The 16,013-nt window shown below is 34.0% G+C and carries 14 protein-coding genes; 6 read left to right on the forward strand and 8 right to left on the reverse strand.

Translation table 11 applies throughout. The features are described 5' to 3' along the window. The first annotated feature begins 14 nt into the window (after nt 1-14). The 4 genes from ACHZDT_RS09160 (at nt 15) to can (ending at nt 3,400) form a co-directional block, all read left to right on the forward strand. Nucleotides 15-494, forward strand: a complete 480-nt coding sequence (locus ACHZDT_RS09160; RefSeq protein ID WP_394774337.1) for a Dps family protein — start codon at nt 15-17, stop codon at nt 492-494. 132 nt (nt 495-626) lie between these two features. After that, entirely contained in the window at nt 627-908 is a 282-nt protein-coding gene (locus tag ACHZDT_RS09165; protein ID WP_394774325.1) for a hypothetical protein, read from the forward strand. 81 nt (nt 909-989) lie between these two features. After that, a complete protein-coding gene (locus tag ACHZDT_RS09170; protein WP_394774326.1) occupies nt 990-2,639 on the forward strand; it encodes a SulP family inorganic anion transporter in 1,650 nt (549 codons plus the stop codon). Between the two features lie 122 nt (nt 2,640-2,761). Further along, nucleotides 2,762-3,400: a carbonate dehydratase gene (gene can / locus ACHZDT_RS09175; RefSeq protein WP_394774327.1), complete on the forward strand. Its 639-nt coding sequence runs from the start codon at nt 2,762-2,764 to the stop codon at nt 3,398-3,400. 37 nt (nt 3,401-3,437) lie between these two features. Here can and ACHZDT_RS09180 read toward each other — a convergent pair whose 3' ends face one another. Continuing rightward, nucleotides 3,438-4,640, reverse strand: a complete 1,203-nt coding sequence (locus ACHZDT_RS09180; RefSeq protein WP_394774328.1) for an LETM1-related biofilm-associated protein — start codon at nt 4,638-4,640, stop codon at nt 3,438-3,440. A gap of 105 nt (nt 4,641-4,745) precedes the next feature. Beyond that, nucleotides 4,746-5,273: a superoxide dismutase family protein gene (locus tag ACHZDT_RS09185; RefSeq protein WP_394774329.1), complete on the reverse strand. Its 528-nt coding sequence runs from the start codon at nt 5,271-5,273 to the stop codon at nt 4,746-4,748. A 229-nt stretch (nt 5,274-5,502) separates the two neighbouring features. On the opposite strand from ACHZDT_RS09185, the gene ACHZDT_RS09190 reads away from it, so the two are divergent. Beyond that, nucleotides 5,503-6,024 carry a DUF4251 domain-containing protein gene (locus ACHZDT_RS09190; RefSeq protein ID WP_394774330.1) on the forward strand — a complete coding sequence of 174 codons (522 nt, stop codon included), beginning with the start codon at nt 5,503-5,505 and terminating at the stop codon, nt 6,022-6,024. A gap of 77 nt (nt 6,025-6,101) precedes the next feature. Then, complete coding sequence (locus ACHZDT_RS09195) at nt 6,102-6,587, forward strand: hypothetical protein (protein WP_394774331.1); 486 nt, start codon at nt 6,102-6,104, stop codon at nt 6,585-6,587. Nucleotides 6,588-6,664: 77 nt separating this feature from the next. On the opposite strand, the gene ACHZDT_RS09200 is transcribed toward ACHZDT_RS09195, so the two are convergent. The 6 genes from ACHZDT_RS09200 to ACHZDT_RS09225 form a co-directional block, all read right to left on the reverse strand. Then, nucleotides 6,665-7,759: a glycoside hydrolase family 18 protein gene (locus ACHZDT_RS09200; RefSeq protein WP_394774332.1), complete on the reverse strand. Its 1,095-nt coding sequence runs from the start codon at nt 7,757-7,759 to the stop codon at nt 6,665-6,667. 229 nt (nt 7,760-7,988) lie between these two features. Beyond that, the gene (locus tag ACHZDT_RS09205) at nt 7,989-9,794 is read right to left on the reverse strand and encodes an acyl-CoA dehydrogenase family protein (protein ID WP_394774333.1); all 1,806 of its coding nucleotides are present in this window, start codon (nt 9,792-9,794) and stop codon (nt 7,989-7,991) included. A gap of 316 nt (nt 9,795-10,110) precedes the next feature. Further along, nucleotides 10,111-11,292, reverse strand: a complete 1,182-nt coding sequence (locus ACHZDT_RS09210) for an acetyl-CoA C-acyltransferase (protein WP_394774334.1) — start codon at nt 11,290-11,292, stop codon at nt 10,111-10,113. Between the two features lie 125 nt (nt 11,293-11,417). After that, a complete protein-coding gene (locus tag ACHZDT_RS09215; protein WP_394774335.1) occupies nt 11,418-13,808 on the reverse strand; it encodes a 3-hydroxyacyl-CoA dehydrogenase/enoyl-CoA hydratase family protein in 2,391 nt (796 codons plus the stop codon). Between the two features lie 54 nt (nt 13,809-13,862). After that, nucleotides 13,863-14,321 (reverse strand): MarR family winged helix-turn-helix transcriptional regulator, encoded by a 459-nt coding sequence (locus tag ACHZDT_RS09220; RefSeq protein WP_056252979.1) that lies wholly within the window; start codon nt 14,319-14,321, stop codon nt 13,863-13,865. A 221-nt stretch (nt 14,322-14,542) separates the two neighbouring features. Then, nucleotides 14,543-15,580 (reverse strand): helix-turn-helix transcriptional regulator, encoded by a 1,038-nt coding sequence (locus ACHZDT_RS09225; RefSeq protein WP_394774336.1) that lies wholly within the window; start codon nt 15,578-15,580, stop codon nt 14,543-14,545. Between the last annotated feature and the right edge of the window lie 433 nt (nt 15,581-16,013).

The raw sequence follows: 16,013 nt of genomic DNA on the forward strand, positions 1-16,013 counted from the left end.
TGAAATACAAAACTATGAAAACTAATATCTTAGGATTACCCGTGAAGGAATCAGAATTGATTGGCAATGAATTAAACATTTTGTTATCAAATTTTCAAGTGTATTATCAAAATTTAAGAGGAATTCATTGGAATATTCGTGGTAAACGTTTCTTTGATTTACATGTGAAATTTGAAGAATTATATACAGATTCTCAATTAAAAATTGATATGATTGCCGAAAGAGTTTTAACAATAGGAGGAACTCCATTACATACTTTTGAAGATTACATTGCAAACAACAAATTAACTGTTGGAAAAAATATCTCAAATGATGAAAAAGCGGTTCATTTAATTGTGCATTCTTTATCTGATTTATTGAAAATAGAAAGAGGAATTTTAAAACAATCTGATGAAATTAACGATGAAGGAACAAATTCTATGATGAGTGACTTCATTGCAGAGCAGGAAAAAACCATCTGGATGATGAACGCCTGGTTAGAAGAAGAATTGTAACCAATTGTTTTTAAATGAAATACAAACAGAATGTTGGTTCGCCGGCATTCTGTTTTTTTATGTTTGTTAAATTTGTAAAAAATTTTTGCTCTCACGCTTTGATTTTATTTCTTTAACACTATTTTTGCTCCAATGAAATTAATCGCTCGCATATTATTATTCATATTTGTTGCTTTTTTATCTACCCCAACAATTGTTCAGGTGATAAAGAAAGGAAGCAATACTGCTATGTCTTTTAATTACGCAGAAGAAGAAGTTCATAAAGAACTTAAATCTGTGGTTCATGCTACAATATTAGAGCATGAGGTTTTATTACCGGTTTATATTCAAAAGAAAACGATTGTTTCTGAAAACATCGTAAAATTAGATAATATTTCTCCGAGCATTTTTGCTCCACCTCCCAATTTAGTATAATACTTCCGATTATTTTGAATAAACTGCATTTTTGATTAAATGTGGTAAATCTTTAATGAATAATTTTTTTAGTATTGTATTATGACAAAAAAAATCAATCTTTTTGCCAACCTTAAATCTGATTTTGCTTCAGGTTTAGTGGTTTTTTTGGTGGCTCTTCCGTTGTGTTTAGGTATTGCAATGGCTTCCGGAGCACCTCTATTTTCTGGTATTATCGCAGGTGTTATTGGTGGTATTGTGGTAGGTTATTTAAGCCAGTCGCATATTAGTGTATCTGGACCAGCAGCTGGATTAACCGCTATTATTTTAACCGCCATTACTGATTTTGGTGCATTTGATGTGTTTTTAATGTCTGTTTTTATTGCTGGATTAATTCAATTAGCATTAGGATTTTTAAAAGCAGGAAGTATATCAAATTATTTTCCAACAAATGTTATCGAAGGGATGTTAGCCGGTATCGGGATCATTATTATCTTGAAACAATTACCTCACGCTTTTGGTTACGATGCTGATTTTGAAGGAGATCAGGCTTTTGTCCAGAATGACGGAAGCAATTCCTTTTCGTTTTTATCTGATGTATTAAATCACATTCATTTAGGAGCAGTAGTAATTTCGCTCGCTTCACTTATAATATTGATTTCCTGGGAAAAAGTTCCCTTTTTAAAGAAATTAAAATTAGTTCCGGGTGCGCTTGTTGCAGTTATTGCCGGAGTAGTTTTAAACCAATTGTTTGTTTCTTCAGGAAGCTCATTGGCGATTGCAAAAGAACATTTGGTTTCGTTGCCAGTTCCAGAATCTTTTGATGAATTTAAATCGATTCTGATTACACCAAATTTTGCTGCGGTTACAAATCCACAAGTTTGGGTAGTTGCTATTACAATTGCTATTGTAGCTTCTATCGAAACGCTGCTTTGTATTGAAGCTGCGGATAGAATGGATGTTCAAAAACGTTATACAAATACAAATGTGGAGCTTAGAGCGCAAGGTATTGGTAATATTTTAAGTTCACTTTTAGGAGGTTTACCAATGACATCTGTTGTGGTGAGATCATCTGCTAATAATAATGCAGGTGCAAAATCTAAAATGTCAGCTATTATTCACGGTGTACTTTTGCTGATAAGCGTTTTATCAATTCCGGCAATTTTAAATAAAATTCCGTTAGCAACATTAGCAACTGTTTTAATCTTAGTAGGATATAAATTAGCTAAACCGGCTACTTTCAAACATTTTTGGGAGAAAGGAAAATACCAATTCATACCGTTTGTTGCAACCTTAGTATTTGTTGTAGCAACAGATTTACTTAAAGGTGTTGCTTTAGGAATCATCATTAGTATCATTTTTGTTCTAAGAGGAAACCTGAAAAGAGCCTACAGTTTCAAAAAAGAAGAATACGAAGATGGAGATGTTATCCATATTGATTTAGCTCAGGAAGTTTCATTTTTAAACAAAGCGGCTATTAAATTGACATTGAGCGAAATTCCTCAAAATTCTAAAGTCGTTATAAATGCTCATGATACGGAATATATTGCTCATGACGTTTTAGACTTAATTCGTGAATTTAAGGAAACACGCGCTATTGATGAAAATATCAAAGTAAAACTAAAAGGATTTAAAGAAGCTTATGAGCTTGAAAATTCACCGGAAGTTAACAATCACGTTACTATAGAACATTATTATGATGTTGCAAAAAGAGCATTGATTAAAAAAGAAACGGTAAAAGAAAATTTTTAAACAAATTAAATTAATTAAAGGTATTTCTGCATTGTGAGAAGTATGAAAATTAGATAACTTTACAGTAAAGTTATTTTTGATATGTTTAAACATGTAAAAGTACCATTCAAAAAACAAAAAAAATGAAAGAGTTTTATAATCAGTTATTAGAAAACAATAAAGAATGGGTTGAAAAATCATTAGCATTAGATCCTAATTATTTTGCAGATTTGGCAAAAGGACAAACGCCGCCATTATTATGGATTGGATGTTCTGACAGTCGTGTTCCTGCAAATGAAATTATTGGTGCTAAACCCGGAGAGGTTTTTGTACACCGTAATATTGCCAATATGGTCGTACATTCTGATATGAATATGTTAAGTGTATTGGATTATGCTGTAAATGTTTTAAAAGTAAAACACGTTATTGTTTGCGGACATTATGGCTGCGGTGGTGTAAAAGCAGCAATGGGAAATATGTCTGTTGGAATTATTGACAACTGGATTCGTCATATTAAAGATGAATACCGTTTGCATGATAAATATTTGAATTCGATTGAAGATGAAACAGAACGTTTTAATGCTTTTGTAGAAATCAATGCTAAAGAGCAAGTTTATAATTTAGCAAAAACTTCTATCGTTCAGGGAGCTTGGAAAAACGGTCAGGAATTAATGCTTCACGGTTGGGTTTACGGATTAAATTCTGGTTTTGTAACAGATTTAAATGTGAATATTGCTTCTAATGATGAACTTGATGATGTTTATCAATTAAGTAATCTATAATAATAAATTAAAAATCGCCTCAAAAGGGCGATTTTTTTTATTCGTTTTCGTCCAGATTTTCATTAAATGCCGATGGAAGCATAGTTGGAATAAACTTGATTAAAATAGGCAATAATAAACTTCCGCCGGGAAGTAAAAATATAGTCAGTGACGGAATCGTTTTGCAAATATCTAAAAGCTGTTTTTTTACTTTTTTCTTTTCCTTTGCATCCAGATCTCTGGTTGTAGAATAAGCTAATAAAACCATTAATTCCTTGCTTTGGATGATTTCCTTAACTAATCTGTTTTTATTTCTTATAATCAGTTTTACAACGCTGTGCGTCATTTGATCATAAAAATGTTTTACCGGATTTGAGTAATTAAAATACGGAATCTTCTTTTTATGTGTCGTAATAAAATCATTTGTGGTATCAATGCTTTTGGTTACAAAATCATCAGGAATGCCCATCATTGATCCTAAGGAATATAAAAAGTAAGCTTCTTCATTTTCTACAATACCATCGCTCCACAAAGCCATTCCGGCCATATCGATTAAGTAATAATATTCAAGTTTATTACTGAAATATCCCAAGGGTAAAGTTTCTAAAGTATCAACAGTAACTTTTGAAAATTTAGAATATCTAATAGAAGCTTCAAAAAGCTTAATCAATAAATCATCATGCTGCGATTTGACGGTTTTGGTTTTTAAAGCCAATCCCACAATACCCAAAACAGTTTCTTCAATACGTTTTAAATATTTTTCAGGAATTGATCCTTTTTCCAAATATTGTCTAAATGCTAAAACATCAATAAACAAAAGCGCATTCGTTACTAAATGCGAAAAGTTTTTACTGATAATGCTGTCATTCGTTTGAACGCGTTGATCTATTATATTTTCTAAAGAGTGGGAAGGAGTATCTTTTGGTAATAAAATTTTGAACAAATTAAACCCTTCCGGATTCATTTCATTATAAAATTTTAAAACTTCTGCTATAAAATTATTGGGCTCAGAACTTCTTTTTTCTAAGCAAAACACACCATATAATGTATTTAATAAAGCGACTTTAGAAATTTCGGTTTTAAACCAGCCTTTTATAAGTACAGGTTTTTGAGAATCAATAGCTATGATATGCCCATAGATAAAACCAGTTTCTCTGACTTTATAGTAAAACGATTCAGTAGTTTCAAAAGGAATAGCCTCTAAAAACTTTTGTTCACTAAAAAACTTGTCTATCCAACCTGATGCCGATGGGTTAATCATTAACTTTAATTTATAGCTGCAAAGCTATATCTTTTTCTTGTTTTAGGATAGATTTTAAATGAAATAACCGCTAGATTTTGTGAAAATCCAGCGGTTATCATATTTTTATTTGATGATTCCGGCACAAGCAGCTCTTCCGCCAGCATTTCCGGTAGGCTGAGTTGTAAAATCATCAGTTCCCTGATGTACAATTAAACCTTTTCCTAAAATATCTTTGTTTGTGTCTCCACAACCTATACACCATTCGTCAGTAGTTAAAGTGATAGATCCGTTACCTTTAGCATCAGCGGTAAAGTTCCCAATATCACCCTTATGATATTCTGCAACGCCCCATTTTCCATGCTTTTTAAAAGTTGGATTCCAGTGTCCGCCAGCTGAACTTCCGTCGGCAGCACTACAATCTGCTTTTTCGTGAATATGGATCGCATGAACTCCCGGAGTTAATCCGGTCATTTTTGCAATAAAAGTTACTTTTCCGTTTTTCTCTGTAAAAGTAGCTGTTCCGGTAACCGTACTATTACTTTTTGGCTCTAGGGCAACAGTAATAGTTTTTGCGTCATTTGATTTTGTATTGGTCTTACAGCCAATAATTAAGGCTGTAATTATAGCGAACGAAACGATTAATTTTTTCATATAAAAGGCTTTTAAGTTAAACATTAAGTAAATTTAACATAAAATTCCGACATTCATTACCGCCAAAAGTTAAAAATATCTAAAACTATCATTAGTAATTTTAGTGTAACATTAAGAAAGCATCAGGAATTATTATGTAATTTAGTATGTTTCAAATTCAGGAGACATTGGGCATAATAATATTTACTAAAAAACGGTAACGAATATTAAACTTCTAAATACATATTTTATGAAAACTAAATTATCCATTTTATTAGTGTTACTAAGCTTTTTAATTTCTCCCGTTTTTGCACAGGAAAAAACTAAAAAAGAGCTAAAAGCCGAAAGAGATTCACAGAAACAAAAAGAAACTGAAGCATTAATAAATTCGAAGAAATTTGATTTTGAAGCACAAAAAGTAACTCCACAAGGAGGCAGAATGATCATTTTAGATTATAATACTTATTTTTTAAAATTTGATACTGAAAAAACGACCGGTGATTTACCATTCTTCGGCAGAGCTTTTAGTGTACCATATGGAGGAGATGGCGGAATGAAATTTGAAGGTATTCCCGAAAATATAAAGATCGAAAAAAAGAAGAAAAGTTATAGTGTGAAGGCCACGGTTAAAGGCAAGGATGATGTTTATAATTTGATGTTCTCTATTTTTTATGACGGAGGAGCGACACTTTCTATCAATAGTAATAATAGAGCATCAATTTCATATGATGGAGAAATCAGAGCACCAAAAAGTACTGAAGCTAAAAAATAACTATGTATTAACTTGTTAAAAATCAGTATATTTGATAGCCTATTGATTTTTTTAGAAACAAATTAAAATTTAATACTATGAAAAAAATTAGTCTTATTCTTATTCTGGTTATTGCTTCTTTGTCGTCTTATGCCCAATCTTCGTTTAAGGAAGATGTAGATGTTTTGCAAAGTGTTTATGGTAAATCAAAAAGTGATCTTGTAAAACAGTACATGAATTTATCAGATACACAATCTGTTGGTTTTACAAAAGTTTACGATGATTATGAAACAGCACGTAAAGCTCTTGGACAATCAAAATTTCAGCTAATCAATGATTATGCTACAAATTATGCCACGCTTACAGATGAAAAAGCAGACGAGCTGGCAAAAGGAACTTTGAAAAATCATTTAGGATATGAAAAATTATATTGTAAAACATATTCAAAAGCAAAAAAAGCAGTCGGAGCAATAAATGCTGCAAAATTTATTCAGTTAGAAATATACTTGCAAACCATAATAAGAGCAGAGATTTTAGAATCGATTCCTTTTATTGGAGAATTAGATAAATCGAAAATTCAGTAAATTTCTAAAGTAATAAATAGAAAAAGCGGCAGTTATAAATTATATAACTGCCGCTTTTTATTTGTTGTAAAACTTATTTATTTAGCTGTTTTAACTTCATAAATAGCATTTACCATTCCGTCACGCGGACTGTCTAATGTAAGTTCCCAAAACATGATTCCGCCTAATTTTTTAGCTTTCACATATTCTGTTTTAGCTTTGATAGATTTAAGATCGTCTGATGTTGCAAACGTTTTAGATTTTTCATTGTACCAATAAGGCGCTTTAGCTTTATCATCCCAAAAATATTTCCAGCCATTTGCTTCTGTATAAGTTGTAGCAAAGTTTTTGAAATTTACACCCTCGATATGTTCTCCGGTTTGGTAAAGACCATTGTTTATATTTTCAACATTTTTCCATGTTCTGGAATAAAATGCACCTCCAATAATTAATTTTTCGGCAGGAACTCCTTGTTTTAATAAATAAGTAACCGCTTTATCTGTAGATTCTTCTTTTGCATTTGTGCTGTACAATGGCGTATGATGTCCCGTAACTTTAGAATATCCATTTACTAAATCATAACTCATAATGTTGATTCGGTTTACTAATGGCGCGACAGTTTTCCAGTCGATAGATTCATCCAGATATTTTTGAAATCCTCCGGCAGCAAAACTCAATTCGTATTTTTTACCTAGAGTTGAACGTAAAATCTTGATTAATTCTGTAAAATTAGGTTTGTCAGCCGCTTGAAATAAATGCCCGGGCAATCCCTCAATTGCCGGATATTCCCAATCTAAATCTAAACCATCAACTTTAAAATAGTTACTTACTTCTTTTACTGATTTTGCAAAAGTCAATCTTCCTTCAGGAGTAGAAAAAGCAGCAGAACAAGGCTCGCAACCTCCCCAACCACCAAGCGAAAGTACAATTTTAAGTTGCGGATTTGAAGCTTTTAGAGATACCAAATGTTTAATTGTAGTAGAATCTTTAGCAGAATCAACGCTTAATTTCCCATCTTTTAAATGACAGAAACTAAAGATAATTTGATCCAGTTTTTTTACTTCGTATTCGTTAATTATTTTATCATCGCCCGTATAATAAGCAATAATGTCCAGTTTTTTACTTTTCTGTGCAAAAACAGTTGAGGTAAAGCAGCACAGTAAAAGCAAGGCAATCAGGTTAATTTGTTTCATTTTATGTTTTTTAGCGTTTTTTAGAATGCTAAATATAAAACATTACATTAGAAAATTCATCACCAATTGTGTAACAGAAATGCAATTTTAATAAAGATTTGTGAAATGTATTGTCATTGCGCAATGTAGAGGCGCACAGCAATATGGTAAAAAAACAAAAAAAATAAACCCGCACTGTTTCGGAGGAGTGCGGGTTTAAACAAATTAAAAGCTAAAAACTATTTTTATATTAGAAGCAGTAGTCGTTTTCTGCAACTAATTTGTTGGTAATCGTTTCTCTTAAAGCCACAACATTTGGCATGTTTGTGTATTTTGTAAAACGACGTAATCCCATTAACATCATACGTTGTTCGTCACCTTCAGCAAAAGAAACAATTCCTTCTTTTCCTTTTTGTGTTACAATATCCACAGCTTTGTACAAGTATAATTTTGCCATAGCAATTTGCTCCTGAACTTTATCTTCACCTTTATTTTTGGCTAATTTTTCAGTTCTAAGGATTGTACTTTCAGCCATATAAATTTCGATTAAGATATCAGAAGCAGCCATTAATAACTGTTGGTGAGCATCTAAATCCGGTCCGTATTTTTGAACTGCACTTCCTGCAACCATTAAAAACACTTTTTTCAGATTAGCAACGATTCCTTTTTCTTCTGCAAATAATTCAGAGAAATCAGGCGTATCAAAAGATGGAATTCCCATTAATTCTTCAGAAACTTTCATAGCCGGTCCAAGTAAATCAATATGACCTTTCATAGCCTTTTTGATCAACATACCAACAGAAAGCATTCTGTTAATTTCGTTTGTTCCTTCGTAAATTCTAGCGATACGAGCATCTCTCCAGGCACTTTCCATTGGAGTATCTTCAGAGAATCCCATTCCACCAAAAACTTGAATACCTTCGTCAGCACAATTCTGAACATCTTCAGAAACAGCTACTTTAAGGATAGAACATTCGATTGCATATTCTTCAACACCTTTTAATTCAGCTTCCTGATGACTAGTTCCTTCAGCTTCACGAGCGATAATTCTATCTTCGATATCTTTTGCAGCTCTGTAAGAAGCACTTTCTCCAGCATAAGCATTAGTTGCCATTTCAGCTAATTTAGAACGAATAGCCCCAAAGCTTGAAATTGGTGTGTTGAACTGGATTCTTTCGTTAGCATATTTTACAGCTCCTGAAGTTACTCTTCTTTGAGCATCAAGACAAGCAGCAGCTAATTTAATACGACCAACATTTAATGCATTCATTGCAATTTTGAAACCGTTTCCTCTTTCAGACAACATGTTTTCAACAGGAACTTTCGTATCATTGAAGAAAACCTGACGCGTAGATGAAGCACGGATTCCTAATTTATGCTCTTCTTCATTCATAGAAATTCCGTTATCAGCAGTATTTTCTACGATGAAACCAGTTATATTTTTATCATCACCAATACGGGCAAAAACGATGAAAACGCTACAGAAACCTGCATTCGAAATCCACATTTTTTGTCCTGTAATAGAGTAGTATTTTCCATCTTCAGATAAAACAGCTTTCGTTTTTCCAGAGTTAGCATCAGATCCTGCGCCTGGCTCAGTCAAACAATAAGATCCAAACCATTCGCCTGTAGCTAATTTAGGAACGTATTTTTTCTTTTGTTCTTCTGTACCATATAGAGTAATTGGCATAGTTCCAATTCCTGTATGAGCACCAAAAGCAGTAGAAAAAGATCCTGTAGCACCAGAAATGTAATCACAAACTAACATTGTAGATACAAATCCCATTCCTAATCCGCCGTATTCCTCAGGAACTGCAACTCCTAAAAGTCCTAGTTCACCAGCTTTACGCATACTTTCCTCAGTAAATGCGTAATCTTTTTTCTCAAAACGATTTTTGTTAGGCCAAATTTCTTTGTCAACAAACTCCTTAACAGAGTCACGCATCATTAATTGCTCTTCCGAAAAATCTTCTGGTGTAAAGATGTCTTCGCACTTTGTTTCTTTAACTAAAAACTGACCACCACGGGTTACGTTTTTTTCGATTGTATCTGCCATTGCTTTTGTTTTTTGTATGTTTTAAATTAAGATGCAAGAGTCAAGAAGAAAGATTGTTGTCTAACTTATTGATGAAGCCTGTGGTCATCTTTTGAAATTCAATTATTTTGTTTTCTATTTATGCTAATATTCCACAATCTTGTCATTTCGACGAAGGAGAAATCTCCGCAAGTAACTCCGCAACGATTGACAAACTATGGGGATAATTGTCGCGGAGATTCCTCGTTCCTCGGAATGACAAACTAAACGTGGACTTTGTCGAATTACTAGTGTGATTTCTCCTTCATCGAAATGACAAACAAGACGAATACTTTATCTATAAAACCTCGTAAATCCCCGCAGAACCTTGACCAGTTCCCACGCACATACTTACGATTCCGTATTTGCTGCCTCTGCGTTTCATTTCGTCGAACAACTGAACAGAAAGTTTAGCACCAGTACATCCCAGAGGGTGACCTAAAGCGATTGCTCCACCGTTTACGTTTACGATATCAGGATTTAAACCTAATTCGCGAATTACAGCCAAAGACTGAGAAGCAAAAGCCTCGTTTAGTTCCACTAAATCAATATCTTTCAATTCTAAACCAGCTTGCTTCAATGCTTTCGGAATTGCTTTTACAGGACCAATACCCATGATTCTTGGCTCAACACCAGAAGAAGCAAAGTTCACCAATCTTGCAATTGGCTCAAGGTTTAATTCTTTCACCATATCCTCGCTCATGATTAAAACAAAAGCAGCACCATCACTCATTTGAGACGAGTTACCGGCAGTAACGCTTCCGTCAGCAGCAAAAACCGGTCTTAATCCAGATAATGCAGCAACAGAAGTTCCGGCTCTTGGACCTTCATCTTGTTTTACAACGTATGATTTAGTTTCTTTTTTACCATTTTCATTAACGAAAGTTTGCTCAACAGTAATAGGAACGATTTGTTTGTCAAATTTACCTTCAGCTTGCGCTTTCAAAGCTTTCATGTGAGAGTTATAAGCAAACTCATCCTGATCTTCTCTGGATATTTTATATTGATTGGCAACCGCTTCAGCAGTTAAACCCATTCCCCAGTAATAATCTTCATGACCTGCAGCGGCAACTTTATAATCCGGAGTTGGTTTGTAACCTCCCATCGGAATAAAACTCATACTTTCGGCTCCACCAGCAATGATACAATCTGCCATTCCTGATTGGATTTTAGCAGTTGCCATTCCGATAGTTTCAAGTCCGGATGCGCAATAACGGTTTACGGTAACTCCGGGAACATCTTCCACTTTTAACCCCATTAAGGAGATTAAACGTCCAACATTTAGTCCTTGTTCTGCTTCCGGCATGGCATTTCCTACCATAACGTCATCGATACGTTTTTTGTCAAAATCAGGCAATTCAGCCATCATAAACTGAATGGTTTCTGCAGCTAATTCATCAGGTCTTTTAAATCTAAAAACCCCTTTTGGTGCTTTTCCTACCGCTGTACGGTAAGCTTTTACTATATATGCTGTTTTCATTTGTTTTTGTTTTTTTAAGATTTATTAGAAGATCGAGGAGAGGCAAGAGGCAAGAAACAAGACAAACTTAATTTTGAAATCTTGCTTCTTGTCTCTTTCTTCTTTTCACTTCTTCATTCTATTCTCTAATTACGAAGCGGTTTTCCTTTAGTTAACATATATTGGATTCTCTCTAAAGTCTTACGTTCTGTACATAAACTCAGGAAAGCTTCACGTTCGATATCTAATAAATATTGTTCAGATACTAAAGTTGCTTCAGATAAATCACCACCAGCCATAACGTAAGCCAGTTTGTTAGCGATTTTTTTATCGTGCTCAGAGATGTATTTTCCAGCTTCCATTTGGTCAGTTCCGACTAAGAACATTCCAAGAGCTTGTTTACCTAATACTTTCACATCGGTTCTTCTGATAGGTTGCGTATAACCAGCTTCAGCCATTAACAAAGCATGTTTTTTAGCTTCGGCAATCTGGCGATCTTTGTTTACAACTACAATATCTTTACCATGTTGTAAAAGTCCATTATCAAAAGCTTCGTAAGCCGAAGTCGATACTTTAGCCATAGCAATGGTTAAGAAATATTCTTGAAGAACGTTCAATTCCACATCATTTTTATGGAATAAATCAGAAGCTCTTAAAGCCATTTCTTTAGATCCACCACCACCAGGAAGTACACCAACACCAAATTCAACTAATCCCATGTAAGTTTCAGCAGCAGCAACCACTTTATCAGCGTGTAAACTCATTTCGCATCCACCACCAAAAGTCATTCCGTGCGGCGCAACCACAACTGGAATTCCAGAATAACGAACGCGCATCATCGTGTCCTGAAACATTTTGATAGCCATGTTCAATTCGTCATATTCCTGTTCAACTGCCATCATGAAAATCATTCCGATATTAGCCCCAACAGAGAAATTCGCTGCCTGGTTTCCAATAACTAAACCTTGATATTCTTTTTCAGATAAGTCGATTGCTTTATTGATAGCCGCAAGAACGTCGCCACCAATTGTATTCATTTTTGATTGGAATTCTAAGTTCAAAATTCCATCACCTAAATCTTGTATAATTGCTCCGCTATTACTCCAAACTTTTTTGCTTTCGCGAATGTTGTTCAGGATAATGAATGAATCTTGTCCAGGAACTTTAGTTTGTGATTTTGTTGGAATGTTGTAGAAATAAGTAGCACCTTCTTTTATAGAGTAGAAACTTTCGCTTCCTGAAGCTAACATTTCGTTCACCCATGCAGCAGGCTCTAAACCTTCTGCTTTCATGATTTCGATTCCGTTAGCAACACCTATGGCATCCCAAATTTCGAAAGGACCATTTTCCCATCCAAAACCGGCTTTCATTGCATCATCAATTTTATATAATTCGTCTGAGATTTCAGGAATTCTGTTGGACACATAAGCAAACATTCCGGCGAAACTCTTACGGTAGAATTCTCCCGCTTTGTCCTTTCCTTTCACTAAAACTTTAAAACGATTGATAGGTTTATCGATAGTTTTTGTTAGTTCAAGCGTAGCAAAATTTGCTTTTTTAGCAGCACGATATTCAAGTGTATCTAAGTCAAGCGTAAGAATATCCTTGTCTACTTTTTTGTAGAAACCTTGTCCAGTTTTGCTTCCTAACCAATTATTCTCCATCATTTTTGTGATGAAATCAGGAAGTTTAAACAATTCGTGTTGTTCGTCAGTCGGGCAGTTTTCATAAATACCATTGGCAACGTGTACCAAAGTATCTAAACCAACAACATCAACCGTACGGAAAGTGGCTGATTTTGGACGGCCAATTACCGGACCTGTCAATTTATCAACTTCCTCAATCGTTAATCCCATTTCTTTAACTAAATGAAATAAACTTTGGATTCCGTAAATACCAATTCTGTTTCCAATAAACGCCGGAGTATCTTTAGCAACAACAGATGTTTTTCCTAAGAATTTAGAACCGTATTCGTTTAAGAAATCCAATACTTCAGTAGAAGTTTTTGGACCAGGAATAATTTCAAATAACTTTAAGTAACGCGCAGGGTTAAAAAAGTGAGTTCCGCAGAAGTGTTGTTGAAAATCCTCGCTTCTTCCTTCGCTCATAAAATGAATAGGAATACCAGAAGTGTTTGAAGTAACCAAAGTTCCCGGTTTACGGAATTTTTCGATTTGTTCAAATACTAGTTTTTTGATATCCAAACGCTCTACAACAACTTCAATAATCCAATCAACATTGGCAATTTTTGCCATATCATCAGTCGTATTCCCAGTTGTGATTCGGCTTGCAAATTTCTGACTGTAAATAGGAGACGGTTTCGATTTTAATGAATTCGCCAAATGTTCGTTTACCACACGGTTGCGAACTACTTTACTTTCAAGTGTTAATCCTTTTTTAGTTTCAGCTTCTGTCAACTCGCGTGGTACGATGTCAAGCAGTAAAACTTCAACACCAATATTGGCAAAATGGCAAGCTATTCCTGAACCCATAATTCCGGATCCAATTACAGCAACTTTTTTAATTGTGCGTTTCATAGAGTTAATATTTTGTTTTTTATTTGAATGTGAGATAAACCTGTATATAATAGGTTATTCGTTTTCTAATTTTTCTGTTTGATTAAATATGTTTTTGTCCTGAATCAATTCATTTATAATTTCAGAAACTTCGATAAAATGTTTCAGTTTTTCATCCGAAACATGTTTTCTAATCGTTTCATTAAATTTCAGAACTGTATTTTTTGATAAATCTCTTTTTTCTTTTCCAAATTCCGTCAGGTAAATTAACACACCACGACCATCAGTTGGATTTTTTTTGCGAACAATCAAACCTTTGTCTTCCATCGATTTTAAAGTTCTTGTCAAGCTTGTGGCTTCCATCCCCATTCTCGGACCCAAAGCTGTCGACGGAGTTCCATCTTCCTTGTCAATACTTAAAAGAGCAAATCCTGTAGCCATTGTAGCATCGTATTTAGCCGCTTCTTCGTTGTACATTCTTGATACAGCTTGCCATGTTGCTCGCAAAATATAATCTATTGTTTTCTCTTTCATATGTAACTATATCGATTTCAAATATAATCAAAAAATACTATGCATGCATATGATTTTATGATAATTTTTTGGTTATTTAAAAAATATCTCTGATTCAGAGCGGTTTATGGTTTAATTTTAATTGAAATATACTATTCTTTTTTGAAGTTTTAACAAAATAAATGCTGTAAAAATTGTTTTATGGTTTTAAATTAAGATTTTATTCTGCAATATGTAAAAAATCATGCTTTTACTTCAGGAATGCCTTCAGGTTCATATCTCAAAATTGCCTGTTTAAGAATCTTTTTCATACGATTGCGTAAGTTTTCAGGTCTCAGAATCTCGATTCCGTCACCAAAACCCAGTAAAATACGTTCCATTTCATAATTAGGAGAAATAAACAAATGAACAATAATACTTTTGTCCTCATTTTCTGTAATCACCCGTTGCGAATGATGCAAAGGTTTTGTCAAAACATACGGCGCATTTGTCGAGTCAATCCAAAGTTCAATTCTTCTTGGCGCCAAACCCGAGTTCACCGTAACCCCAATCACATTTTGATAAAACAAATCGGCATCAAAATCTTCCTCTAAATAAGGCATATTAAAATCATAATCGATCCCAATAATTCTATCCAAAGCCAAATTTGTAATAGGAGCAGAGTCTTTTTTCTTCCCAATCAAAAACCATCTGTTATTAAATTCCTTCAGGATAAATGGATGAAAATGAAATTTAGTTTCCTCAATCGATTTAAAAGATTTGTAACTAATCACCAAAACAATCTTCTTGATAATCGCCTGATATACTTCATCCAGATAATGCAAACCTTTCAATTCTTCATTTTTCTCCAAATAAATAACAGGTTTTGTATGCGATTTTTCGGCATAGATTTTATCCTCCAATCGCTGCAAAATATCCGATACATCACTAAACAAAGAGAAATCCTTAAACTGTTTTAACATCGAAACCGTTTCCGTCAAAACATTCATATCCGTTTCTGTCAGCGGAATATCCGTTATCGTAAATTCATCGTCGTCATATTTATAATACTTTTTATCATAGACAACAATTGGCGCATTATAACCCAGTTTTTCACTTCGCATCAACTGAATATCCATCTGAATCGTCCGTTTGCTAATCGAATTCTCCCGACCCTCATATTCAAACAAAGCTTCAGAACAACATTCGATCAAATCCTCCAAAGTCCATTGCCGATATCTATTCTGCAAACATTTATCAATAGTTTTGTACCTAATTAAGGCATTTTTGTTTTGTGACATAGTTTTGTTTTTTGGGCGTGTCCCTTCGGGTCGGGCTTTCGGCTTTATCTTTTGTTTCGTTCCACTTCACAAAAGGATATCGCCTCAATCCCTCACGCAAATTACGATAACAAGAAAAATCTCGTTTATATATTTTTAAAATCTGTTTTTCGTTTTTTAATTTTCTTTCTAGTTTTTGGTTCCAATTTTCCGTCCCCAATTTTCCGTAGAGGCGCACAGCAGTGCGTCTAACATCTCGGCATCTTTGCCCGTGTAGCAAACCCGACAGGTTTTAAAACCTGTCGGGTTTAATATCTACGTCAAAGAGAAATTTTCGATTCAACATCACGTCTTACAAACCCAACAGGTTTAAAAAACCTGTCGGTTTATCGTTGCAAAGACGCACTGCTGTGCGCCTCTACGATATTGTAAACGTTAATATGTAAACGTCAAT

The organism is Flavobacterium sp. (assembly GCF_043722275.1).
Classification (GTDB): domain Bacteria; phylum Bacteroidota; class Bacteroidia; order Flavobacteriales; family Flavobacteriaceae; genus Flavobacterium.